This is a genomic window from Rhizobacter sp. J219 (genome assembly GCF_024700055.1).
Classification (GTDB): Bacteria; Pseudomonadota; Gammaproteobacteria; order Burkholderiales; family Burkholderiaceae_C; genus Rhizobacter.
This window is the reverse complement of sequence record NZ_JAJOND010000001.1, coordinates 1,649,578-1,670,412: the sequence shown is the minus strand read 5'-3', so window position 1 is coordinate 1,670,412 and position 20,835 is coordinate 1,649,578. Positions and strand designations below refer to the sequence as shown.

Annotated in this window: 17 protein-coding genes and 1 pseudogene; 12 read left to right on the top strand and 6 right to left on the bottom strand. The window is 66.7% G+C overall.

Features of this window, described 5'->3' with window-relative positions; genetic code table 11:
* Positions 1–420 precede the first annotated feature (420 nt).
* Together LRS03_RS07655 and LRS03_RS07650 are read left to right on the top strand one after the other, a co-directional pair.
* Positions 421–1,596 (top strand): annotated as a pseudogene (locus LRS03_RS07655) (7TMR-DISM family protein); the annotation flags it as partial.
* A 196-nt stretch (positions 1,597–1,792) separates the two neighbouring features.
* A complete protein-coding gene (locus tag LRS03_RS07650) occupies positions 1,793–2,338 on the top strand; it encodes a GGDEF domain-containing protein (RefSeq protein ID WP_257824798.1) in 546 nt (181 codons plus the stop codon).
* A gap of 191 nt (positions 2,339–2,529) precedes the next feature.
* On the opposite strand, the gene LRS03_RS07645 is transcribed toward LRS03_RS07650, so the two are convergent.
* Genes LRS03_RS07645 through LRS03_RS07635 form a run of 3 tightly spaced genes read right to left on the bottom strand, consistent with a single transcriptional unit; the run spans position 2,530 to position 6,755 of the window.
* On the bottom strand, positions 2,530–3,978 hold the full coding sequence (locus LRS03_RS07645) for an HlyD family type I secretion periplasmic adaptor subunit (protein ID WP_257824796.1): 1,449 nt from the start codon (positions 3,976–3,978) through the stop codon (positions 2,530–2,532).
* The gene (locus LRS03_RS07640; protein WP_257824795.1) at positions 3,975–6,206 is read right to left on the bottom strand and encodes a type I secretion system permease/ATPase; all 2,232 of its coding nucleotides are present in this window, start codon (positions 6,204–6,206) and stop codon (positions 3,975–3,977) included. Before LRS03_RS07640 ends, LRS03_RS07645 begins: the two co-directional genes overlap by 4 nt.
* A gap of 3 nt (positions 6,207–6,209) precedes the next feature.
* Positions 6,210–6,755, bottom strand: coding sequence for an NUDIX hydrolase (locus LRS03_RS07635; RefSeq protein WP_257824793.1), 546 nt, complete (start codon positions 6,753–6,755; stop codon positions 6,210–6,212).
* A gap of 178 nt (positions 6,756–6,933) precedes the next feature.
* On the opposite strand from LRS03_RS07635, the gene LRS03_RS07630 reads away from it, so the two are divergent.
* From LRS03_RS07630 to pgeF, 3 genes are read left to right on the top strand one after another with little or no spacing between them, the layout of a single operon-like run.
* Complete coding sequence (locus tag LRS03_RS07630; protein ID WP_257824792.1) at positions 6,934–7,641, top strand: fumarylacetoacetate hydrolase family protein; 708 nt, start codon at positions 6,934–6,936, stop codon at positions 7,639–7,641.
* 1 nt (position 7,642) lies between these two features.
* The gene (gene maiA, locus LRS03_RS07625) at positions 7,643–8,287 is read left to right on the top strand and encodes a maleylacetoacetate isomerase (protein ID WP_257824790.1); all 645 of its coding nucleotides are present in this window, start codon (positions 7,643–7,645) and stop codon (positions 8,285–8,287) included.
* Positions 8,271–9,032: a peptidoglycan editing factor PgeF gene (gene pgeF / locus LRS03_RS07620; RefSeq protein WP_257824788.1), complete on the top strand. Its 762-nt coding sequence runs from the start codon at positions 8,271–8,273 to the stop codon at positions 9,030–9,032. Before maiA ends, pgeF begins: the two co-directional genes overlap by 17 nt.
* Here pgeF and LRS03_RS07615 read toward each other — a convergent pair.
* A complete protein-coding gene (locus tag LRS03_RS07615) occupies positions 8,964–9,230 on the bottom strand; it encodes a hypothetical protein (RefSeq protein WP_257824787.1) in 267 nt (88 codons plus the stop codon). The genes pgeF and LRS03_RS07615 overlap by 69 nt on opposite strands.
* Positions 9,231–9,329: 99 nt before the next feature.
* Here LRS03_RS07615 and phaC point away from each other — a divergent pair, with 99 nt between their 5' ends.
* From phaC to LRS03_RS07590, 5 genes are all read left to right on the top strand, one after another.
* Entirely contained in the window at positions 9,330–11,045 is a 1,716-nt protein-coding gene (gene phaC, locus LRS03_RS07610; RefSeq protein WP_374685042.1) for a class I poly(R)-hydroxyalkanoic acid synthase, read from the top strand.
* Between the two features lie 64 nt (positions 11,046–11,109).
* Positions 11,110–12,288, top strand: coding sequence for an acetyl-CoA C-acetyltransferase (locus tag LRS03_RS07605; RefSeq protein WP_257824786.1), 1,179 nt, complete (start codon positions 11,110–11,112; stop codon positions 12,286–12,288).
* Between the two features lie 108 nt (positions 12,289–12,396).
* Entirely contained in the window at positions 12,397–13,134 is a 738-nt protein-coding gene (gene phbB / locus LRS03_RS07600) for an acetoacetyl-CoA reductase (protein WP_257824785.1), read from the top strand.
* A 13-nt stretch (positions 13,135–13,147) separates the two neighbouring features.
* On the top strand, positions 13,148–13,894 hold the full coding sequence (gene trhO / locus LRS03_RS07595) for an oxygen-dependent tRNA uridine(34) hydroxylase TrhO (RefSeq protein ID WP_257824783.1): 747 nt from the start codon (positions 13,148–13,150) through the stop codon (positions 13,892–13,894).
* A 29-nt stretch (positions 13,895–13,923) separates the two neighbouring features.
* Entirely contained in the window at positions 13,924–14,826 is a 903-nt protein-coding gene (locus LRS03_RS07590) for a pseudouridine synthase (protein WP_257824782.1), read from the top strand.
* On the opposite strand, the gene asd is transcribed toward LRS03_RS07590, so the two are convergent.
* Positions 14,808–15,674 carry an archaetidylserine decarboxylase gene (asd, locus tag LRS03_RS07585; protein WP_257824781.1) on the bottom strand — a complete coding sequence of 289 codons (867 nt, stop codon included), beginning with the start codon at positions 15,672–15,674 and terminating at the stop codon, positions 14,808–14,810. The two genes, LRS03_RS07590 and asd, sit on opposite strands and share 19 nt — an antisense overlap.
* A 251-nt stretch (positions 15,675–15,925) precedes the next feature.
* Between asd and ahpC the strand changes: the two genes are divergently transcribed.
* Positions 15,926–16,489 (top strand): alkyl hydroperoxide reductase subunit C, encoded by a 564-nt coding sequence (gene ahpC / locus LRS03_RS07580; protein WP_257824780.1) that lies wholly within the window; start codon positions 15,926–15,928, stop codon positions 16,487–16,489.
* An 82-nt stretch (positions 16,490–16,571) separates the two neighbouring features.
* Positions 16,572–18,125, top strand: a complete 1,554-nt coding sequence (gene ahpF / locus LRS03_RS07575; RefSeq protein WP_257824779.1) for an alkyl hydroperoxide reductase subunit F — start codon at positions 16,572–16,574, stop codon at positions 18,123–18,125.
* Positions 18,126–18,219: 94 nt separating this feature from the next.
* On the opposite strand, the gene LRS03_RS07570 is transcribed toward ahpF, so the two are convergent.
* Positions 18,220–20,826, bottom strand: a complete 2,607-nt coding sequence (locus LRS03_RS07570) for a [protein-PII] uridylyltransferase (RefSeq protein ID WP_308296403.1) — start codon at positions 20,824–20,826, stop codon at positions 18,220–18,222.
* Positions 20,827–20,835 lie beyond the last annotated feature (9 nt).

Here is a 20,835-nt window from a genome sequence, read left to right as displayed (position 1 = left end):
GTTTGAACGATGGTGGGCATGAATAAACCTCGGACGCAATACCACTCAGGATGTCGACGAGGATAGCCCGCGGCCCAATGCTTATGTCGTTTCCCGCCGGCCGATTGTGTGAACTGAATCGCAGCCTTGGCCTTATTCGGCGCGAATAAGCGGGCAGTTTTGGAGGTCGTGATCTATGCACGGAACCCTCCGTCAACTGTTATCGGCGGGGTTTTCTGAAACTTGAGTTCAGGGTTTTCGCGAGGAGATGGAAACCGTCTGCAACCAAGGCCGGTGTCGCGCACGCGTCGGCGAGTCGTGAACTAGGAGCGACTTGTGCCTGCAATGTGAACTGGCGTGCTCCAAAGCAAAGAGGACAGGCCGAAAAGCCACTATCGTGTCTCGCCAACAGATGCGTCCGACGCCACCCCCCAACCAGCCATGAGTCTTCTTCGTTACCGCCTGCCGCTGCTCCTGCTCGGGGCCGCGTGGGCGTTGCTCGTGCCGGCGATGGCGCTGGCGCTTGAAGTCGTGGTCAAGCCGGGCACGGTCTCGGTGCTGGCGCAGCAGGGCGTGGAGCTGCTCTTCGAGGAGGCCGGCGAGAAGCTCACACCCGACCAGGTGATGGCACCGGAGATGGCGCCTCGCTGGAAGCCGCATGAGCGTTCGCGCATCAACATGCCCTCGTTGGGCCATCCAGTCTGGGCTCGCTTCGACGTACGCCTCGACGGTCCGCTTGACCGAGACTGGCTGCTCGCCATCGAATGGGTGCAGATCGAGACCATCGACCTGCACCAGTACGACCCCGCCACGCGGCAGTGGGTCAACCTTCAGGAAGCCGGCATCACCCGGCCGCACAAGCTGCGCGCGATCAAGGACCCGGCCACCGGCATGCCCATCGCCTTCGACCGCGCCCACAAGCTCACGCTGCTGGTGCGGGTGCAGGCGCGCGGCCAGCTCATCCTGCCGATGCGTGTGTGGGATGCGCAGCACTGGCAGGCGCGCCGCTATGACTTCGCGATGGGCTACGGGCTGCTGCTGGGCATCCTCGGGGTGATGTTCTTCTACAACCTGAGCCTGTACATCTTCACCCGCGAGCCGAGCTTCCGCACGTATTGCGGCTACCTGTTCTCGGTGATCGGCTACCAGCTGTGCGTCACCGGCTATGGCGCGCTCTACATCTGGGGGCACGACAACTGGCTCAACCGGTACGGTTATCCCTTGTTTGCGACGGCGAGCTTCTTCGCCGCCACGGTGTTCTTCCGGCGCTTCCTCGATCTGGCCCACGAGGCACGGCATCTGAACCGCATGAACCAGGCGTTCATCGTGCTGTGGGGCGTGGTGCTCGTCACCGCCTTCATCAACGTGCCCATCCTCACCGGCGCGCTGCTTGCGCTCGGCATGTTCCTGTCGGGCATTGCCGGCATCTACACCGCGGCCTACCTGATGTGGCGCGGCAACGTGCTCGCGCGCTACATCCTCGTGGCCTGGAGTGCCATCATCGTCGGCACCTACATCACCACCTTCGGGATGATGGGGCTCATCCCGAGCAACGACTGGGTGAACGCGGCGCAGCCGATCGGCTTCATCGTCGAGACGGTGCTGCTGTCGATCGCGCTTGCCGCGCGCATCAAGCGCGACCGCGAGTTGAAGCTGGCCGCCGAGCGTGAGTCGCGCGAGCTGATGCACAAGGTGCAGGTGGAGCGCGAAGAAAAGATCCGCGCCCAGGAACACGCGCTCAACGTGCAGCTCAAGGCCAACGAAGAGCTGGAGCTGCGCGTGATCGACCGCACCGCCGAGCTTCAAGCGCGCGATGGAAAACATCGAACTCGCCAACCGAGAGCTGGCCAAGCTGAGCGTGACGGATTCGCTCACCAAGGTGCACAACCGCCGCTACTTCGACGAGACGATGAAGAAGGAGTACGACCGCTCCTCGCGCAGCGGCAGCCCGCTGGCGCTGCTTCTGGTCGACATCGACTACTTCAAGAAGATCAACGACACCGTGGGCCACCTCGGCGGCGACGAATGCCTGAAGCTCGTGGCCGCGGCGCTCACCATGTGCGTGGGCCGCTCGACCGACCTCGTGGCCCGTTATGGCGGCGAGGAGTTTGCGGTGGTGCTGCCGGGGGTTGACGCGCCGCACGCGATGGAAGTGGCCGAGCGCATCCGCAAGGCGGTGGAAGACATCCAGTTCATCTACCGCGGCCGGCGGGTGCCCGTCAGCGTGAGCCTGGGCGTGGCGGCCCGGGTGGCGGATGCGACGCGGCCGCTGGCCGAGTTCATCCGCGAAGCCGACCAGGCGTTGTATGGCGCCAAGGGCGCAGGCCGCAACCGGGCGATGCTTGCCGAAGCCGCCTGAGACGGCCTCCCAGTCGCTTCGCTCCTGCCCCGAGGGGCTGAGCCCGGACATATCTTGTCCGGTGGACAAGATATGCCTGGCGAAGAGCCGGGCCTCCTGGACCGGCGCGGCCGGCAAGGCCCACCCCGAAGGCCCGGCGAAGCCGGTTCCTTGGGGCGTTGCTTGATGGGCGCCTGGCTTCGCCGGCGGTATTAGCGTTCCCGCAGTGCGTAGGCCTTGACCTTCAAGACTGGCTTCAATAAATAGGCCAGCACCGTCTTCTGCCCGGTGAGGATGTCGACCTCGGCCGTCATGCCCGGGATGATGGGCAGCTTCTCGCTGAAGTTGGCGCGCGCGGTGCGAACGCGCACCAGGTAGTAGGCGTTGCCGCGTTCGTCGACCACGGTATCGGGGCTGATGTTCTCGACCTTGGCTTCCAGCCCCCCGTAGATCGAGAAGTCGTAGGCGGTGAACTTGACCGTGGCGCTCTGGTCGGGGCGGATGAAGGCGATGTCCTTCGGGGCGACGCGCGCTTCGAGGACCAGCTGGTCGTCGAGCGGCACGATCTCGACGATGTCCTTGCCGGGCTGCACCACGCCGCCCACCGTGTTGGCCAGCAGACGCTGCACCCGGCCGCGCACCGGCGACTTGACCTGCGACTTGGCGACCTTGTCGCTCAAGGCGACCTGGCCTTCGTTGAGCGCGTTGAGCTTGCCCACCACCTCGGCCAGTTCCTTGCGGGCCTCGTTGCGGAAGGAGATCTCGGTCTCCTGGATCTTGCGTTGCGCCTCGCCGATGGCGGCCTGCACACGCGCGATCTGCGCGGTGGCGGCGTCGGCATCGCCGCGGCTCTTGGCCACGTCGCGCTCCAGGCGGAGGATGTCGACTTCCGAGACGGCCCCGCTCGCCAGCAGCGGGCGGGTCTTGGCGAGTTCCTGCACGCCCAGCTCCAGCGCGCGCTCGGCGGTGGCCTTGCGCGAGCGCATCTCGGCGAGTTCCTGCTGGCGCTGCTGCAGCTGCTGGCTGTTGATCGACAGCAGCGTCGACAGCTCGGTGCGTTTGGCTTCATAGAGCGCCTGTTCGCCTTCGAGGATGCGCAGCTCTTCCGGGTCGGTGCTCTTGGGCGGCTTGAAGTCGGCGCCATCGGCCAGCGCCGACAGCCGTGCCTGCCGTGCCCGCAGCGCAAAGCCGGTGGCCGCGCTTTCGCGCACGCCCGAGGTGGCCCGGGTCTCATCCACCTTCAACAGCAGCTGGCCGGCCTCGACCACTTGGCCTTCCTTGACGAGGATCTCCGACACCACGCCGCCGTCGAGCGACTGCAGCACCTGCAGCTGGCGCGAGGGGATCACCCGGCCTTCGCCACGCGTCACCTCGTCGACCGGCGCCAGACCGGCCCACAGCAGCAGCAGGAACATCACCACCACCGAGGCACGCACGATCTTCTGAGCACGCTGCGTCTCGCGGCGCGACATCACCTCCACCGCCTCCTGCTCGAAGCTGCGGAAGCCCGCCTGCGCCGTCTGCGCATCGGTGGGGGCCGAGCCGAAGATGCGGTCGGTGACGGGGGCGATGACGACACGGATGCGCTCCAGCACGGCGAGCACCTTGCGGCCTACCGACATCAGCAGGCTGTTCACGCGGCCTTCTGGTTGGGTGCTCATGCAGCCCTCGCAATGCGGCCGCTTTGCAGCGCTTCCATGATCCGGTCGCGCGGCCCGTCGGCCACGATCTTGCCGGCGTCGACCACGATCACGCGCGTGACCAGGGCCAGCAGCGAGGTGCGGTGCGTCACCAGCACCACGGTCTTGTTGTGGGCGAAGTGGGTGATGTTCTGGGTGATCTGGGCTTCGGTGGTGAAGTCCATCGCACTCGTCGGCTCGTCGAGCAGCAGCAGCGGCGCGTTGTGCAGCACCGCGCGGGCCAGGCCCACGCTCTGACGCTGGCCGCCCGACAGCGACTCGCCGCGCTCGCCCACCGGCATGTCGAAGCCGCGCGGGTGGCGGTTGACGAAGTTGGCCATGCCGGCCAGCTCGGCCGCGGCCACCACCGCGGAGTCGTCGGCGTAGGGCAGGCCGAAGGTGATGTTGTCGCGCAGCGTGCCGTAGAAGAGCGTGACGTCCTGCGAGACGTAGCCGAGGTTGCGGCGCACGTCGGCCGGGTCGAGCTGGCGCAGGTCGATGCCGTCGAGCAGCACCGCGCCTTCGGTCGGCTGGTACAGGCCCATGATGAGCCGCTGGATGGTCGACTTGCCCGAGCCCACCTTGCCGATCAGCGCCACCCGCTCGCCGGCGGTGATCTTGAAGCTCATGCCTTCGAGGGCGGAGTCCTGCCGGTTCGGGTAGGCGAACTTGACGTTGCGGAACTCGATGTCACCACGCAGCTGCGGGCGCTGGATGAAATTGCCGCCAACCGGCCGCTCGACCGGCTTTTCCATGATCTTGTCGAGCGACTCCATCGCGGTGCGTGCGCCCTGGTATTGCATCAAGAGGCCCACGATCTGCCCGGCCGGCCCGAGCGCGCGGCCGGCGAGCATGCTCGCGGCAATCAAGGCGCCCATCGTCAGCTCGCGCTGGCTGATGAGATAGACACCGACGATCACGATGGCCACCGTGACGGCCTGCGACAGCCAGCCCACGAGGTACTGCGCCGAGGACGACAGCGCCCGCATGCGCACGTTGATGCGCGAGAGGAAGACATTCGCCCGCTCCCAGCGCGCCTGGATCACGCCCTCGGCACCCAGCGACTTGATGGTCTCGATGCCGGTCAGGCTCTCGATCAGCGTGGCATTGCGCTGGGCCGAGGCTTGGTAGGTGGTCTGCGAGAGCTCGTGCAGCCGGAACTGCAGCACGTAGCCGAGGATCAGGATGATCGCGAAGGCCACCACCACCGGCACCGCGAGCCACGGCGAGATCCACGCGATGACGACGATGAAGATGAGCGCGAAGGGCAGGTCGATCAGCGTCGTGACGGTGCTGGAGGCGATGAAGTCGCGCACCTGCTCGAAGCCACGCAGGTTGGAGGCGAACGAGCCCACCGACTCGGGCCGGTTCTCCAGCCGCATGCCCAGTACCTTCTCCATCAGCGTGGCGGAGATCTTCACGTCGACCCGGGCGCTGGCTTCGTCGACGAAGTGGCTGCGCAAGAGGCGCATGAAGACGTCGCCGCACATGATGAGCACCACGCCGATCGACAGCGCCCACAGCGTCTCGGTGGCGTTGTTGGGCACCACGCGGTCGTAGACGTTCATGCTGAACATCGGGAAGGCGAGCGCGAAGAGGTTGACCAGGAGTGCCGCCCAGAGCACGTCGCGGTAGACGAAGCGCTGCTCCAGCAGGGCCGACCAGAACCAGTGCTTGACCTTGACGCGGCGCATCTCGGGCGTGCGCGCGTCGAAACGGAAATGCGGGCGCACGAAGAGCACGACGCCGCTGTAGCGTGCCTGCAGCTCGGTGCGGGTGAGGGTGATCGAGCCCTGGCCGGTCTCGGGCAGCAGCACGCGGGCGGTCGCGCCGTCGGCGTCCCAGCCCATGAGCACGCAGGCCTGGTTGTCCTTCAGCACGAGGATGACGGGCAGGGCGGCCGAGTCGATGCGGTCGAGCGCCAGGCGCTGCAGCTTGGCCGACATGCCGGCGCGCGAGGCGGCGCGTTCGGCGAGTTCGAGGGTCAGTGCGCCTTTGCCGTTGGGCCCGAGCGGCAGGCCGGCCGAGAGCGAGGCCCGCGAGGCGGCCTGGCCATGCAGGCGGCACAGCTCGACCAGGCAGTCGAGCAGCGGGTCGGGGTTGATCAGGTCTTCACGCAGATGCGTGGTCGCGCCGTGGGCCGCGGTGGGAGGCACGGCGGTAGGCCCGGCGGGAGGGGGAGTGGGGGCGTGACCGGATGTTTGCGTCATGGATCAGCCGATATCGGCGCAATGTAGACCGAATTGACCCGTGCGGCGGTCGTCGAAGTAGTGGCGCAGGGTCTCCTTGACGGTGCGAAAGGCCAGTTCTTCCCAGGGGATTTCGGCCTCGCTGAAGAGCCGCGCTTCGATGGTCTCGGGGCCGGGTGCGAAGTCGGTGTCGAGCAGCCGGGCGCGATAGAAGAGATGCACCTGGCCCACACGCGCCACGTTGAGCAGCGTGAAGAGGCCCTGCAGCTCGACCCGTGCGCCGGCCTCTTCGTCGGTCTCGCGCAGGGCGCCCTGCTCGGTGGTTTCGCCGAGCTCCATGAAGCCGGCGGGCAGCGTCCAGTAGCCGTGGCGGGGCTCGATGTTGCGGCGGCACAGCAGCACCTGGTCGCCCCACACGGGCAGGGTGCCCACGACGTTGAGCGGGTTTTCGTAGTGGACGGTGCCGCAGGCGGTGCAGGTCGCACGTTCGCGGTTGTCGTCGGCCGGCACCCTGTACTCGACCTTCGACCCGCAGGCCTTGCAGTGCTTGTAGCTGCGGGGTTGAAACATGCGGGCCAGTTTAGAGCCTGTTCGCGCAGCGGACGCCCGTGCAACCCCGCACGTCTCTCGTGCAGGCCGGTCTGCGCCACGCAGCGGCGGCCGCAGTGCATGTGGGAAAGACGCATGTGTCGCGGCCGTGGCGCGTGGCATCATGGTTCGCATCCCCAGCTGTTGGAGTTCGCGCGCAATGAGCTTTGTCGTCACCGCCCCGAAGTTGCCGACCGTGCCCGTGGTGGGGGCCGGCCCGGGGGCTGAGTTCCCGGTTCACCGCATCTACTGCGTCGGGCGCAACTATGTCGACCACGCCATCGAGATGGGCCACAGCGGGCGGGAGCCGCCGTTCTTCTTCATGAAGCCCGCCGACGCGGTGATGCCGGTGGCCGAAGGCCAGACCGGCGAAATGGCCTACCCGAGCCTGACCCGCGACCTGCACCATGAGGTGGAGTTGGTGGTGGCCATCGGCAAGGGCGGGCGCGACATCTCCGCCACTCACGCGCTCGATCATGTGTACGGCTATGCCGTGGGCCTGGACATGACCCGCCGCGACCTTCAGGGCGAGGCCAAGAAGCTCGGGCGCCCCTGGTGCATCGGCAAGGGCTTCGACCAGTCGGCGCCGATCGGGCACATCCGCCCGGCCGCGCAGTGCTACCTCAATGCCGCCACGCGCATCGCGCTCAACGTCAACGGCACCACACGCCAGCAGAGCGTGATCGGCAAGCTGATCTGGAGCGTGCCCGAGATCATCGAGCAGCTCTCCACCGCCTGGGAGCTGGCGCCCGGCGACCTCATCTACACCGGCACGCCCGAAGGCGTGGCGGCGGTGCTGGAAGGCGACACGCTGCAGGCGCAGATCGACGGCGTGGGCTCGCTCAACGTCAAGATCGTGAGCGGCTGACATGGAGCTTTTCAGCTACTTCAGGAGCTCCGCCTCGTTTCGGGTGCGGATCGCCCTGGAGCTGAAAGGCCTGCGCTACGACTACGTGCCGGTGCACCTGGTCAAGAACGAGCAGCTGAAGGCGCCCTTCACCGGCGTCTCACCGTCGCGGCTGGTGCCCATCCTGAAAGACGGCGAGGGCCTGGTCACGCAGTCCATCGCCATCATCGAATACCTCGACGAGACCCACCCCGAGCCGCCGCTGATGCCGGCCGATGCGCTGGGCCGGGCCAGGGTGCGGGCCCTGTCGCTCGACATCGCCTGCGAGATCCACCCGCTCAACAACCTGCGGGTGCTGCGTCATCTGGTCCATGACCTCAAGGTCAGCGAAGACGACAAGAACCGCTGGTACCGGCACTGGGTGGAAACCGGGCTCGAAACGGTGGAGCGCCAGCTGGCCGGGCACCCCGCCACCGGCCGCTACTGCCATGGCGACACGCCCACGATGGCCGATGCGCTGCTGGTGCCGCAGATCTTCAACGCCCGGCGCTTCGAATGCCGGCTCGACCATGTGCCGACGGTCATGAAGGTGTTCGACGCCTGCATGCAACACCCGGCCTTCGTGGCGGCGCAGCCGTCGGCGTGTCCTGATGCCGATGCACCCTGACTGGCTGCAGGCGGCCTGGGGCGACGGCGCTGTGCAGTCCGTCATGACCACGCGCGCCGGTGGCGGCAGCGTGGCGCCGTGGGACAGCATGAACCTTGGCACAGCCGTCGGCGACGACCCGGCGCAGGTCGCGCGCAACCGGGCGCTGCTGAAGGAGGCGACAGGGGCCGACCTGGTGTTCCTGAAGCAGGTCCACGGGACGCGTGTCCTGCGGCTGACCCGCGGCCATCTCGGCGCGCCGGTGGAAGAGGCCGATGCCTGCGTCACCACCGAGCGCGGCCTGGCCTGCGTGGTGCAGGTGGCCGATTGCATGCCGGTGCTGATGGCCGCGCCGGGTGGCGTGGCGGCAGCACATGCGGGCTGGCGCGGCTTGGCCGGCGGCGTGGTCGAAGCGGCGCTGTGTGATTTGTGCAAGGCCACCGGTTGCGAGCCTTCGCAGGTCGTATGCTGGCTCGGGCCTTGCATAGGTCCGTCCGTATTCGAAGTTGGAGCCGATGTTCTCGAAGGTTTTGGAGTTCACCCCGCGGGCGCAGACCCGACACGTTTCAAGCCCTTGCGGCCCGGCAAGTGGCTCGCCAACCTGCCCCAGCTGGCGCGCGACCGGCTCGCCGCGGCCGGGGTCACGCAGGTCTCGGGCGGCGAGTGGTGCACCGTGCAAGACCAGGTGGACGGCCATTCACGGTTCTTTTCGTTCCGCCGCGATGGCCTCACCGGTCGCATGGCCGCTGCCATCTGGCGCCGCTGACATGGCCTGCGCCTCAGCCGCCTTGCGAGCCCGCATGCGTGCCGGTGCCCCCATCACGTACAGCACGATGGACAGTGGCAGAACACCGTACAGCAGCAGCGTGAAAAACGCGCCCAGCACGCTGCCCACCGGGCTCATGGCTTCCGCCGCTGCCATGCACAGCACCACGAACATCCAGCCGATGGCGACGAGATACATTTCGCTCCCGCTTTCGAGTCAACTCATTTGTCAGGTCATGACAAAGACACCATGACCGGCGCACACTTTACGTCCGTACCACGAGCCGACAGGAGAGACATGAAGACCACGACCCGCGCCGCCGCAAAACGGGCAGCTGCCGAGACCACGACGACCGAAGCTGCCCAGGCCTTCGGAGCCACCGTGGGGGAGATGGTCAAGTCGATGTCGTCCTTGAGCGTGCCGATCCCGGTGCTCAGCGAATTGCAGAGCGACTACGTGCAATCGGCCACCGACCTGTGGAACAAGTGGGTCGCCGCGCCCACCGGCGCCACGCTCGCCCCGCAGGGCGACAAGCGTTTTGCCGATCCTTCGTGGGCCGAGAACCCGATGGCGGCCTTTACCGCGCAGATGTACCTGCTGAATGCCCGCACGCTGGCCAAGCTGGCCGACAACGTGCAAGGCGACAGCAAGACCCGCCAGCGCCTGCGCTTCGCTGTGCAGCAGTGGATCGCCGCCTCGTCGCCGAGCAACTACCTCGCGCTGAACCCGGAAGCGGTGTCGCGTGCCTTGCAGACCAAGGGCGAGAGCATCGCCCAGGGCATGCAGCAGCTCTGGGGCGACGTGCAGCAGGGGCACCTCTCGCAGACCGACGAGAAGGTGTTCGAGGTGGGCCGCAACGTGGCCGTGACGCCGGGCGACATCGTCTTCGAGAACGATCTCTTCCAGCTCATCGAATACAAGCCCACCACCAAGACCGTCTACGAGCGGCCGCTGCTGATGGTGCCGCCGTGCATCAACAAGTACTACATCCTCGACCTGCAGCCCGAGAACTCGCTGATCCGCCATACCGTGGCGCAGGGTCACCGCGTGTTCGTGATGAGCTGGCGCAACCCTGACGACAGCATCGCCAGGAAGACCTGGGACGACTACATCGAGGAAGGCCCGCTTACCGCCATCAAGGTCGTGCAGGAGATCTCGGGCGCCAAGACCATCAACACCCTGGGCTTCTGCGTGGGCGGCACGCTGCTCGGCACGTCGCTTGCGGTGCTCGCGGCACGCGGCGAGAAGCCGGCGGCGAGTGTCACGCTGCTGACCACCTTCCTCGACTTTTCGGACACCGGCGTGCTGGATCTCTTCGTCGACGAGGCGATGGTGCAGGTGCGCGAGATGACGCTCGGCCCCGACAGCCCGGGCGGCGGCACGCTGCTCAAGGGCCAGGAGCTGGCCTCGACCTTCAGCGCGCTGCGCCCCAACGACCTGGTGTGGAACTACGTCGTCGGCAACTACCTCAAGGGCGAAACGCCACCGCCCTTCGACCTGCTGTACTGGAACAGCGACAGCACCAACCTGCCGGGGCCCATGTACTGCTGGTACCTGCGCAACACCTACCTCGAGAACAACCTCGTCAAGCCCGGCAAGGTGACGACCTGCGGCACGCCGGTCGACCTCGGAAAGATCGACGCGCCGGTCTACGTCTACGGCTCGAAGGAAGACCACATCGTCCCGTGGGACGGTGCCTACCGCAACACCCAGGTGCTCAAGAACGCAAAGTGCCGCTTTGTGCTCGGTGCCTCCGGCCACATCGCCGGCGTGATCAACCCGCCCGAGAAGAAGAAGCGCAGCTACTGGGTCGGTGCGACGGCCGCGCTGCCCCCATCGGAGCAGGCCTGGCTGGAAAAGGCCAAGGAGCACCCCGGCAGCTGGTGGCCCGACTGGGACGCCTGGCTCAAGAGCCACGCCGGCAAGCAAGTCGCAGCGCCCAAGTCGCCCGGCAACCGCAAGTACAAACCCATCGAGCCGGCCCCCGGCCGATACGTCAAGCAGAAGGCTTGAGCCGCATCAAGCGCGAGCCAGCCCACCGTGATATCAATGCAACGCCGCCAACCAGGAGCACACCATGTCTGACATCGTCATCGTCGCAGCCGCCCGTACCGCCGTGGGCAAATTCGGTGGGAGCCTGGCCAAGGTGCCGGCGCCCGAACTCGGCGCCGCCGTGATCGCCGACCTGCTCAAGCGCGCCAAGCTCACCGGCGACCAGATCAGCGAGGTCGTGCTCGGCCAGGTGCTGACCGCCGGCTCGGGCCAGAACGCCGCCCGCCAGGCCGTCATCAAGAGCGGCCTGCCGCAGGCTGTGCCGGCGCTGACCATCAACGCCGTCTGCGGCTCGGGCCTCAAGGCCGTGATGCTGGCGGCGCAATCCATCCGCGACGGCGACACCGACATCGTGATCGCCGGCGGCCAGGAGAACATGAGCCTCGCGCCCCACGTGCTGCCCAACTCGCGCGACGGCCAGCGCATGGGCGACTGGAAGCTCGTCGATTCGATGATCGTTGACGGCCTCTTCGACGTGTACAACCAGTACCACATGGGCATCACCGCCGAAAACGTCGCCAAGAAGTACGGCATCAGCCGTGAAGCGCAAGACGCGCTGGCCCTGGCCTCGCAGCAGAAGGCCGCTGCCGCGCAGGATGCCGGACGGTTCAAGGACGAGATCGTGCCCTTCAGCATTCCGCAGAAGAAGGGCGACCCGGTCGTCTTCGCCACCGACGAGTTCGTGAACCGCAAGACCAACGCCGAAGCGCTGGCCGGCCTGCGCCCCGCCTTCGACAAGGCGGGTGGCGTGACCGCCGGCAATGCCTCGGGCATCAACGACGGTGCCGCCGGCGTGGTGGTGATGAGCGCCAAGCGTGCCGACCAGCTCGGCTTGACGCCGCTCGCCCGCATCAAGAGCTACGCGACCACCGCGCTCGACCCGGCCTACATGGGCATGGGCCCGGTGCCGGCCTCGCAAAAGGCCCTGCAGCGCGCCGGTTGGAAGGCGGCCGACCTCGACCTGCTCGAAATCAACGAAGCCTTCGCCGCACAAGCGTGCGCCGTCAACAACGAGATGGGCTGGGACACCAGCAAGGTGAACGTGAACGGTGGTGCGATTGCGATCGGGCACCCCATCGGTGCGTCCGGTTGCCGCATTCTGGTGACGCTGCTGCATGAAATGCAGCGCCGCAATGCCAAGAAGGGCATCGCAAGCCTGTGCATCGGCGGTGGCATGGGCGTTGCACTGACGGTGGAACGCTGACCCGGTTCATGACGCAGTGCGTTGCACTGGATTGGTGGGAACCCGGTTGACCCACCTCCCGTGCGGCGCGCACTCTAGAGATTCATACACACAGCAGGAGAAGAACAAATGTCGAAGAAAGTTGCATACGTCACCGGGGGCATGGGTGGCATCGGAACCACCATGTGCCAACGGCTGTACAAGGACGGTTTCACCGTGGTGGCCGGCTGCGGCCCGAGCCGCGACTTCAAGAAATGGCTCGATGAACAGAAAGCCCTCGGCTTCGAGTTCTACGCCTCGGTGGGCAACGTGGGCGACTGGGATTCGACCGTCGCCGCGTTCCAGAAGACCAAGGCCGAAGTGGGCCCGATCGACGTGCTGGTCAACAACGCCGGCATCACCCGCGACGGCATGTTCAAGAAGATGAGCCGCGCCGATTGGGACGCGGTGATCGAGACCAACCTCACGAGCCTCTTCAACGTGACCAAGCAGGTCATCGACGACATGCTCGAAAAGGGCTGGGGCCGCATCATCAACATCAGCTCGGTCAACGGCGAGAAGGGCCAGTTCGGCCAGACCAACTACTCGGCGGCCAAGGCCGGCATGCACGGGTTCACGATGGCGCTGGCGCAGGAAGTGGCCAACAAGGGCGTGACGGTCAACACCGTGAGCCCGGGCTACATCGCGACCGACATGGTCAAGGCGATCCGGCAAGACGTGCTCGACAAGATCGTCGCCGGCATCCCCGTCAAGCGCCTGGGCACGCCGGAAGACATCGCGTCCATCGTGTCGTGGGTGGCGTCGGATGAGTCGGGCTTTGCGACGGGTGCTGACTTCTCGGTCAACGGCGGCCTGCACATGGGTTGAGGACAATGGGCGGATGCCCACGGTCCATTCTTCGTTCTACAAGTTCGTCGCGCTTGACGACCCGGCTGCAGTCGCAGCCGGGCTGCGTGCGCTTGGCAATGGCTTGCTGGGCAGCGTGCTCGTCGCGCACGAAGGCCTCAATGGCGTGCTCGCGGGGCCTGACGAGGCGCTCGACGCGTTCGAGCGCGAACTGACGCTGGACCCCCGGTTTGCCGGCATGGCCTTCAAGCGGAGCGCCTGCCGCACGCCGCCGTTTGCGCGTCTCGCCATCCATGTGAAGCCCGAGGTGGTGGCGGTGGGCGTGCCCTATGCGCCAGCCGTGGGCACGCAGCGCACACCGCAAGAATGGCGCGAGCTGATCGCACGCGATGACGTGGTGGTGCTCGACAACCGCAACAGCTTCGAATACCGCCTCGGCCATTTCGCGGGTGCGGTGGACCCGGGCGTTGCCAATTTCCGGGACTTCCCCCGCTACGTGGCCGAGCATGCGGCGGAGTGGAAGGCTGCCGGCAAAGAGGTGGCGATGTACTGCACCGGCGGCATCCGCTGCGAGAAGACGGCAGCGTGGATGCAGGGCCTCGGCCTCACCGTGCACGAGCTTCGAAGGCGGCATCCTCCAATACTTCCAGGCCATGCCCGACGCCGAGCGCGACTGGCAGGGCGAGTGTTTCGTGTTCGACAACCGCATCGCGCTCGATACCCGCCTGCAGCAGACCGACACCACGGCCGAAGAGGTCTATGCCGGCGAGCCCGATGGTGAATGGCGGCTTGCGCGGGCGAAGCGGCTGCATGAAGCCATCTGATCTGCCTCTGCCTGTGCGCGATGGGGTGGGGCCGAGCTGCGTGGCCCTGCCCGAGGGCGCGTGGCCGACGATCGCGGTATTCCTGATCGAGCGCTTTGCACGCATCGACGAGGCCACGTGGCGCACACGCATCGACGCTGGCGAAGTGGTCGACTCGCGAGGGCGCGTGGTGCGGCACGACACGCCTTTTGAGGCGCAGCTCAAGGTCTACTACTACCGCCAGCCTGCGGCCGAACGGCCGTTTCCGCAGCAGGAGGTCGTGGTCTACCAGGACGATTGGATCGTCGTCGCCGACAAGCCGCACTTCATGCCCGTCACACCATCAGGCCGGCACCTGCACGAAACGCTGCTCGTGCGGCTCAAGCGCAGGCTCGGCATTGACACCCTCGCGCCAGCGCACCGCATCGACCGCGACACCGCAGGCCTCGTGCTCTTCAGCGTGCAGCCCCACACGCGCGGTGCCTACCAGTCGGTGTTTCGCGAACGCAGCGCACGCAAGGTCTACGAGGCCATCGCACCGTGGCGGGCCGATCTCGAATGGCCGCTGACGCTGCGCAATCGTTTGGTCGACGGCGACAACTTCATGACCATGCGCGAAGTGCCCGGTGAGCCGAACAGCGAGACGCTGATCGAGCTGCTCGAGTCCAAAGGCGATCTGGGCCGCTACCGCCTGCAGCCGCTGAGTGGCAAGCGCCACCAGTTGCGGGTCCACATGGCCGGGCTCGGCCTGCCCCTGCTGAACGACGGCATTTACCCGGTGCTGCAGCCCGAGTGCGACGTGCCCGATTTCACCCGGCCCCTGCAGCTCGTGGCGCGCGAACTCGCGTTCACCGACCCGGTGAGCGGCGCGCCACGCGCCTTCGAGAGCGCCTACCGGTTGGTTCTGTAGTTCGCCATGACCTCGCCGAGCCGGATGGCGCCGCCCGGCTGCCAGGCCGGGTTGAACGCGAGCTCGCTTTTGGGAAACAGCATCACGACGGTAGAGCCCAACAGGAAGCGGCCCATCTCCTCGCCCTGTTTCAGGTGCACCGGCTGGTCGCCGGGGCTGGCGGGATAGCGCCACTCGCGCACCTTGGTCACCCGGGGCGGGTTCACCACGCCGTGCCAGACGGTCGCCATGCTGCCGACGATGGTCGCGCCCACCAGCACCAGCACGAAGGGGCCGCGCGGGCCTTCGAACACGCACACCACACGCTCGTTGCGCGCGAAAAGCCCCGGCACGCCGCGCGCCGTGGTCGGGTTGACCGAGAAGAGGTCGCCCGGCACGTGGATCATGCGCGTGAGCGTGCCGTCGCAGGGCATGTGGATGCGGTGGTAGTCGCGCGGGCTCAGGTAGAGCGTCGCGAAATGGCCGTGATCGAACTGGGTGGCCAGGCCGGCGTCGCCGCCCACCAGCGCCGTCGTCGTGTAGCGGTGCCCCTTGGCCTGGAAGATCAGGTCGCGCTCGATGGCGCCGAACTGGCTGATCGCCCCATCGACCGGGCAGACCAGGTCGGCCTGGGCGATGGGCCGGGCGCCCGGCTTGAGCGCGCGGGTGAAGAACTCGTTGAAGCTCGGGTAGCTGGCGATGTCGGGGTTGGCCGCCTCGCTCATGTCCACCTTGTAGCGGCGCACGAACCAGCGCACGAAGTCGGTCGTCAGCTTGCCCGCCCGCGCCGAGGCGCCGCGGCCGGCGAGGGCGGTCAAGGGGCCCTTGGGGAGCAAGTACTGGGGCAGAACAGCGAATCGGTCAGACACGTCGAATCCTCGGCGGTGGGCGAAGAGGCGCGGATTCTAGGCAGGCAGCGGGCGTGCCCCGGTCTTCGGCTTGCCGCGAACGGGGTGCAGTGCGCTTCTCTCATAGTTGATTGCGATCGAATGGCTTTAATTAATCAATCGCAACAATGATGCGGTGCACCGTAACATCCACCTCGGTTCGTCACCCGAAAGCTTCTTGCCTCGGGCTCGATTGCACCTTTTATCACCCATCTATCGTCAGGAGGCCATCAATGTCCATCATCAACACGCAAGTCCCCGCTTTCAAAACCCAAGCCTTCCATGGCGGCAAGTTCATCGACGTCAGCGATGAGACGCTGAAGGGCAAGTGGTCCGTGCTGATCTTCATGCCGGCCGCCTTCACCTTCAACTGCCCGACCGAAGTGGAAGATGCTGCCGACAACTACGCCGAATTCCAGAAGCTCGGCGCCGAGGTCTACATCGTCACCACCGACACCCACTTCTCGCACAAGGTGTGGCACGAGACCTCGCCGGCCGTCGGCAAGGCCAAGTTCCCGCTGGTGGGCGACCCCACCCATACGCTGACCAACGCTTTCGGCGTGCACATCCCCGAAGAGGGCCTGGCCCTGCGCGGCACCTTCGTGATCAACCCCGAAGGCGTCATCAAGACCGCCGAGATCCACTCGAACGAAATCGCCCGTGACGTCAAGGAAACGCTGCGCAAGCTGAAGGCTGCCCAGTACACCGCCAAGAACCCCGGCCAGGTCTGCCCGGCCAAATGGAACGACGGCGCCAAGACGATCACCCCGTCGCTCGACCTCGTCGGCAAGATCTAAGCGCACTTTCCGTAGGACCTGCAGTACCGAGCCCACCTTCGCGGGTGGGCTCACCCCGAATTCAGAAGTTCAGGAGTACCCCATGTTGGACGCCAACCTCACAGCCCAGTTGAAGGCCTACCTCGAGCGGGTCCGCGAGCCGTTCGAGATGGTGGCCTCGCTGGACGATTCGCAGAACGCGCGTGACATGCGCGAGCTGCTCGAAGAGATCACGCAGCTCTCGCCGCAGATCACGCTGCGCACCGACGGGCAGGACGCTCGTCGCCCCTTGTTCGCACTGAACCGCGTCGGCGCCAACATGAGCCTGCGATTCGCCGCCATCCCGCTCGGCCACGAGTTCACCTCGCTCGTGCTGGCCCTGCTGTGGGTCGGCGGCCATCCGCCCAAGGCCGAGCCCGAGGTAATCGAGCAGATCAAGGCACTCGACGGTGATTACACCTTCGAGGTCTACATGTCGCTGACCTGCCACAACTGCCCCGACGTCGTGCAGGCGCTGAGCCTGATGGCGGTGCTCAACCCGAAGGTGAAGGTCACCATCGTCGACGGCGGTCTCTTCCAGCAGGAAGTGGACGAGCGCCAGATCATGGCCGTGCCGGCGGTGTTCTTGAACGGCGAGATGTTCGCCTCGGGCCGCATGACGGTCGAGGAGATCGTGGCCAAGCTCGACACGAAGTCGGGCGAGCGCGAAGCGGCCAAGCTCGACGCACGCGAGCCCTACGACGTGCTCGTGGTCGGCGGTGGCCCGGCCGGCGCCGCAGCGGCGGTGTACGCCGCGCGCAAGGGCATCCGCACCGGTGTGGCGGCCGAGCGCTTCGGCGGCCAGGTGAACGACACGCTGGCGATCGAGAACTACATCTCGGTGCTCGAAACGGACGGGCCGAAGTTCGCCATGTCGCTGGAGCAGCACGTGAAGGCGTACGACGTCGACGTGATCAACCTGCAGCGCGCCGAGAAGCTGATTCCGGCGTCACAGCCGGGTGGACTGATCGAGGTGCAGTTCGCAAGCGGCGGGTCGCTCAAGAGCAAGACAGTGATCATCTCGACCGGCGCCCGCTGGCGCAACGTCAACGTGCCCGGCGAGCAGGAATACAAGAACAAGGGCGTGGCCTACTGCCCACACTGCGACGGCCCGCTCTTCAAGGGCAAGCGCGTGGCGGTGATCGGCGGCGGCAACTCAGGCGTCGAGGCGGCGATCGACCTCGCCGGGGTGGTGTCGCATGTGACGCTGTTCGAGTTCGCCGACAAGCTGCGCGCCGACGCGGTGCTGGTGAAGAAGCTTCAGAGCCTGCCCAACGTGGTGATCCACACCAACGCGCAGACGACCGAGATCACCGGCGACGGCCAGAAGGTCAACGGCCTCACCTACACCGACCGCGCGAGCGGTGAGTCGAAGCATGTCGAGCTTGAAGGCGTGTTCGTGCAGATCGGCCTGGTGCCCAACACCGAATGGCTGAAGGGCACGTTGGAGCTGAGCCGCTTCGGTGAGATCGTGGTCGATGCGAAGGGCGCGACCTCGGTGCCGGGCGTGTTCGCCGCTGGCGACGTGACGACGGTTCCGTTCAAGCAGATCATCATCGCGGCCGGGGATGGCGCGAAGGCGGCGCTCGGCGCGTTCGATCACCTGATGCGCAGCTAGAGGATCAAGCGGCACCCCAGGAACCGGCTTTGCCGGGCCTGCGGGTGTGCCCCCTTTGAGGGGGCGGCCGAAGGCCGTAGGGGGTGGGTCAGTCCTAGGGTGTTATGGCGTCGAGCAGCTCGGTTTCCACCTGGATCTGCAGCTTGTTCTGCTGCAACGCCGAACCGTCGATCAGGAAGGTGTCTTCCACCCGCTCGCCGAGCGTCGTGATCTTGGCGAGCTGCAGGTTGATGTGGTGCTGCGCCAGCACGCGGGCGATGGAATAGAGCAGGCCCGAGCGGTCGCTGGTCGACACGCCCAGCAGCCAGCGCTGGCCGCGTTCATCGGGCCGCAGCGTGACACGCGGCGTGATGGGGAAGGACTTCACGCGCCGCGACAGACGCCCGCGCGAGGGCTCGGGCAGTGGGCCCTCGGCCTTCAGCGCCTGCGTCGCCTGCGTCTCCACCAGCGAGATCAGGTCACGGTAGTGGTGGTCGAGCGTCGGGCTGATCACCTGGAAGGTGTCGAGCGCATAGCCGGCCTTGGTGGTGTGGATCTTCGCGTCCAGGATGTTGAAGCCGGCGCTGTCGAAGTAGCCGCAGATGCGGGCAAAGAGATCGGGCCGGTCGGGTGCGTAGACCAGCACCTGCAGGCCTTCGCCGAGTGATGACAGGCGGGCCCGCACGACCGGCTCTTTCGAGTCGACGTGGCGGAACAGCGAGCGGGCATGCCAGGCGATGTCGCCGGCATCGTGGCGCACGAAGTAGCTGAGCTCCAGCGTCTGCCACAGCGGGCCCTCGGTGCCGGGCAGCAGCGAGTAGAGGTTGAGCGTGTGCCGCGCCTCCTGCTTGCGCGACTCGATCTCCGCGTCGACGTTCGGCCGCGCGCCGCCCAGCGCGCGCAGCGTGAGGCGGTACAGGTCTTCCAGCAGCTTGCCCTTCCAGGCGTTCCACACCTTGGGGCTGGTGCCGCGGATGTCGGCGACCGTCAGCAGGTAGAGCGCGGTGAGGCGGCGCTCGGTGCCCACGAGCTTGGCGAAACCTTCGATGACTTCCGGGTCGCTCAGGTCTTCCTTCTGTGCGATGCGCGACATCGTCAGGTGACCCTTGACCAGGAACTCGCACAGCTGTGTGTCGTCGCGCGTCAGCCCGTGGTCGCGGCAAAAGCGACGCACCTCGGTCGCACCGAGGTCGGAGTGGTCGCCGCCGCGGCCCTTGGCCACGTCGTGGAAGAGGGCGGCGATGTAGAGCACCCAGGGCCGGTCGAAGGTCGACGCAAGCTGCGAACAGAACGGGTACTCGTGCGCATGGTCGGCGATGAAGAAGCGGCGCACGTTGCGCAGCACCATCAGGATGTGCTGGTCCACGGTGTAGACGTGGAAGAGGTCGTGCTGCATCTGCCCGACGATGCGGCGGAACACCCAGAGGTAGCGGCCGAGCACCGAGGTCTGGTTCATTAGCCGGAAGGCATGCGTCTGGCCTTCGGGCTGCTGCAGGATCTCCATGAAGGTGTGCCGGTTCACCGGGTCGCGGCGGAAGTCGCCGTCCATCACCTCGCGGGCGTTGTAGAGCGCTCGCAGCGTGCGGGCCGACAGGCCTTCAATGCCGTGCGTCTGCTGGAAGACCAGGAAGGTCTCGAGGATGGCGTGCGGGTTGCGCTCGTAGAGGTCGTCGCTCGCGACTTCGAGCAGGCCGCCGCGGTCGAGGAATCGCTCGTTGATCGGCTGCATTGGCGCATCGGCCACGCCGTGGATGCGCTCTTCGATGTTGAGAATGAGGATCTGGTTGAGCTGCGCCACCGCCTTGGCCGCCCAGTAATAGCGGCGCATCAGCACTTCGCTCACACGCTGGCCCTTGGGCGCGGTGTAGCCGAAGCTTTCGGCCACGGCGGTCTGCAGGTCGAAAACGAGGCGATCTTCACGCCGGCCGGCCACCATGTGCAGGCGCGCGCGGATGAGCCGCAGCACACCTTCGTTGCGCTGCAACTGCTTCACCTCGAAGGGCGTGATGAGGCCCTTGCCGGCGAGTTCGGTCCAGCTGCGGCCAAGGCCCGCGGCGCGGGCCACCCAGATCAGCACCTGCAGGTCGCGCAGGCCGCCGGGGCTTTCCTTGCAGTTGGGCTCCAGCGAGTAGGGCGTGTCTTCGTACTTCTGGTGGCGCTGGCGCATCTCGAGCGTCTTGGCGCGGAAGAAGGCCTTCGGGTCCATCGCCGCGTCGTACACACGGCGGAACTGGTTGTAGAGCTTCTTCGCGCCGCACAGCGGGCGTGATTCCAGCAGCGCGGTCTGCACGGTGACGTCGTTCTCGCTCTCGGCGATGCACTCGTCGATGGTGCGCACGCTGGAGCCGATCTCCAGGCCGATGTCCCAGCAGGCGGTGATGAAACCTTCGATGGAGGACTTGAGCGCGTCGTTGGCGCCGAGGGTCGAGTGCTCGGGGGGCAGCAGCACCAGCACGTCCACGTCGGAGTGCGGGTACAGCTCGCCGCGGCCATAGCCGCCCACGGCCACCAGCGTGGCGCCGGGCGGCATCAGTGCGTGCTCCCACAGTTCGGCCAGCGTCTGGTCGACGTGGCGGGCCAGGGCGCGCACCAGGCGGCTGGCGGCCGTGGCGGAGGGGCGCGACTCGCGGAAGTGGTTCAGCAGCGCCGTCTTGCCTTCACGGAAGCGCGCACGCTGCTCGCTGATGCTGCGCCCAACGGGGGCGCCTTGGGTTTCGGCCACGACCGCCAC

Bases quoted from the DNA above. Each gene is read 5' to 3' on its own strand.
- LRS03_RS07650 (WP_257824798.1), top strand. From the start codon at position 1,793: ATGGAAAACATCGAACTCGCCAACCGAGAGCTGGCCAAGCTGAGCGTG.
- LRS03_RS07645 (WP_257824796.1), bottom strand. From the start codon at position 3,978: ATGAGCACCCAACCAGAAGGCCGCGTGAACAGCCTGCTGATGTCGGTA.
- LRS03_RS07640 (WP_257824795.1), bottom strand. From the start codon at position 6,206: ATGACGCAAACATCCGGTCACGCCCCCACTCCCCCTCCCGCCGGGCCT.
- LRS03_RS07635 (WP_257824793.1), bottom strand. From the start codon at position 6,755: ATGTTTCAACCCCGCAGCTACAAGCACTGCAAGGCCTGCGGGTCGAAG.
- LRS03_RS07630 (WP_257824792.1), top strand. From the start codon at position 6,934: ATGAGCTTTGTCGTCACCGCCCCGAAGTTGCCGACCGTGCCCGTGGTG.
- maiA (WP_257824790.1), top strand. From the start codon at position 7,643: ATGGAGCTTTTCAGCTACTTCAGGAGCTCCGCCTCGTTTCGGGTGCGG.
- pgeF (WP_257824788.1), top strand. From the start codon at position 8,271: ATGCCGATGCACCCTGACTGGCTGCAGGCGGCCTGGGGCGACGGCGCT.
- LRS03_RS07615 (WP_257824787.1), bottom strand. From the start codon at position 9,230: ATGTATCTCGTCGCCATCGGCTGGATGTTCGTGGTGCTGTGCATGGCA.
- phaC (WP_374685042.1), top strand. From the start codon at position 9,330: ATGAAGACCACGACCCGCGCCGCCGCAAAACGGGCAGCTGCCGAGACC.
- LRS03_RS07605 (WP_257824786.1), top strand. From the start codon at position 11,110: ATGTCTGACATCGTCATCGTCGCAGCCGCCCGTACCGCCGTGGGCAAA.
- phbB (WP_257824785.1), top strand. From the start codon at position 12,397: ATGTCGAAGAAAGTTGCATACGTCACCGGGGGCATGGGTGGCATCGGA.
- trhO (WP_257824783.1), top strand. From the start codon at position 13,148: ATGCCCACGGTCCATTCTTCGTTCTACAAGTTCGTCGCGCTTGACGAC.
- LRS03_RS07590 (WP_257824782.1), top strand. From the start codon at position 13,924: ATGAAGCCATCTGATCTGCCTCTGCCTGTGCGCGATGGGGTGGGGCCG.
- ahpC (WP_257824780.1), top strand. From the start codon at position 15,926: ATGTCCATCATCAACACGCAAGTCCCCGCTTTCAAAACCCAAGCCTTC.
- ahpF (WP_257824779.1), top strand. From the start codon at position 16,572: ATGTTGGACGCCAACCTCACAGCCCAGTTGAAGGCCTACCTCGAGCGG.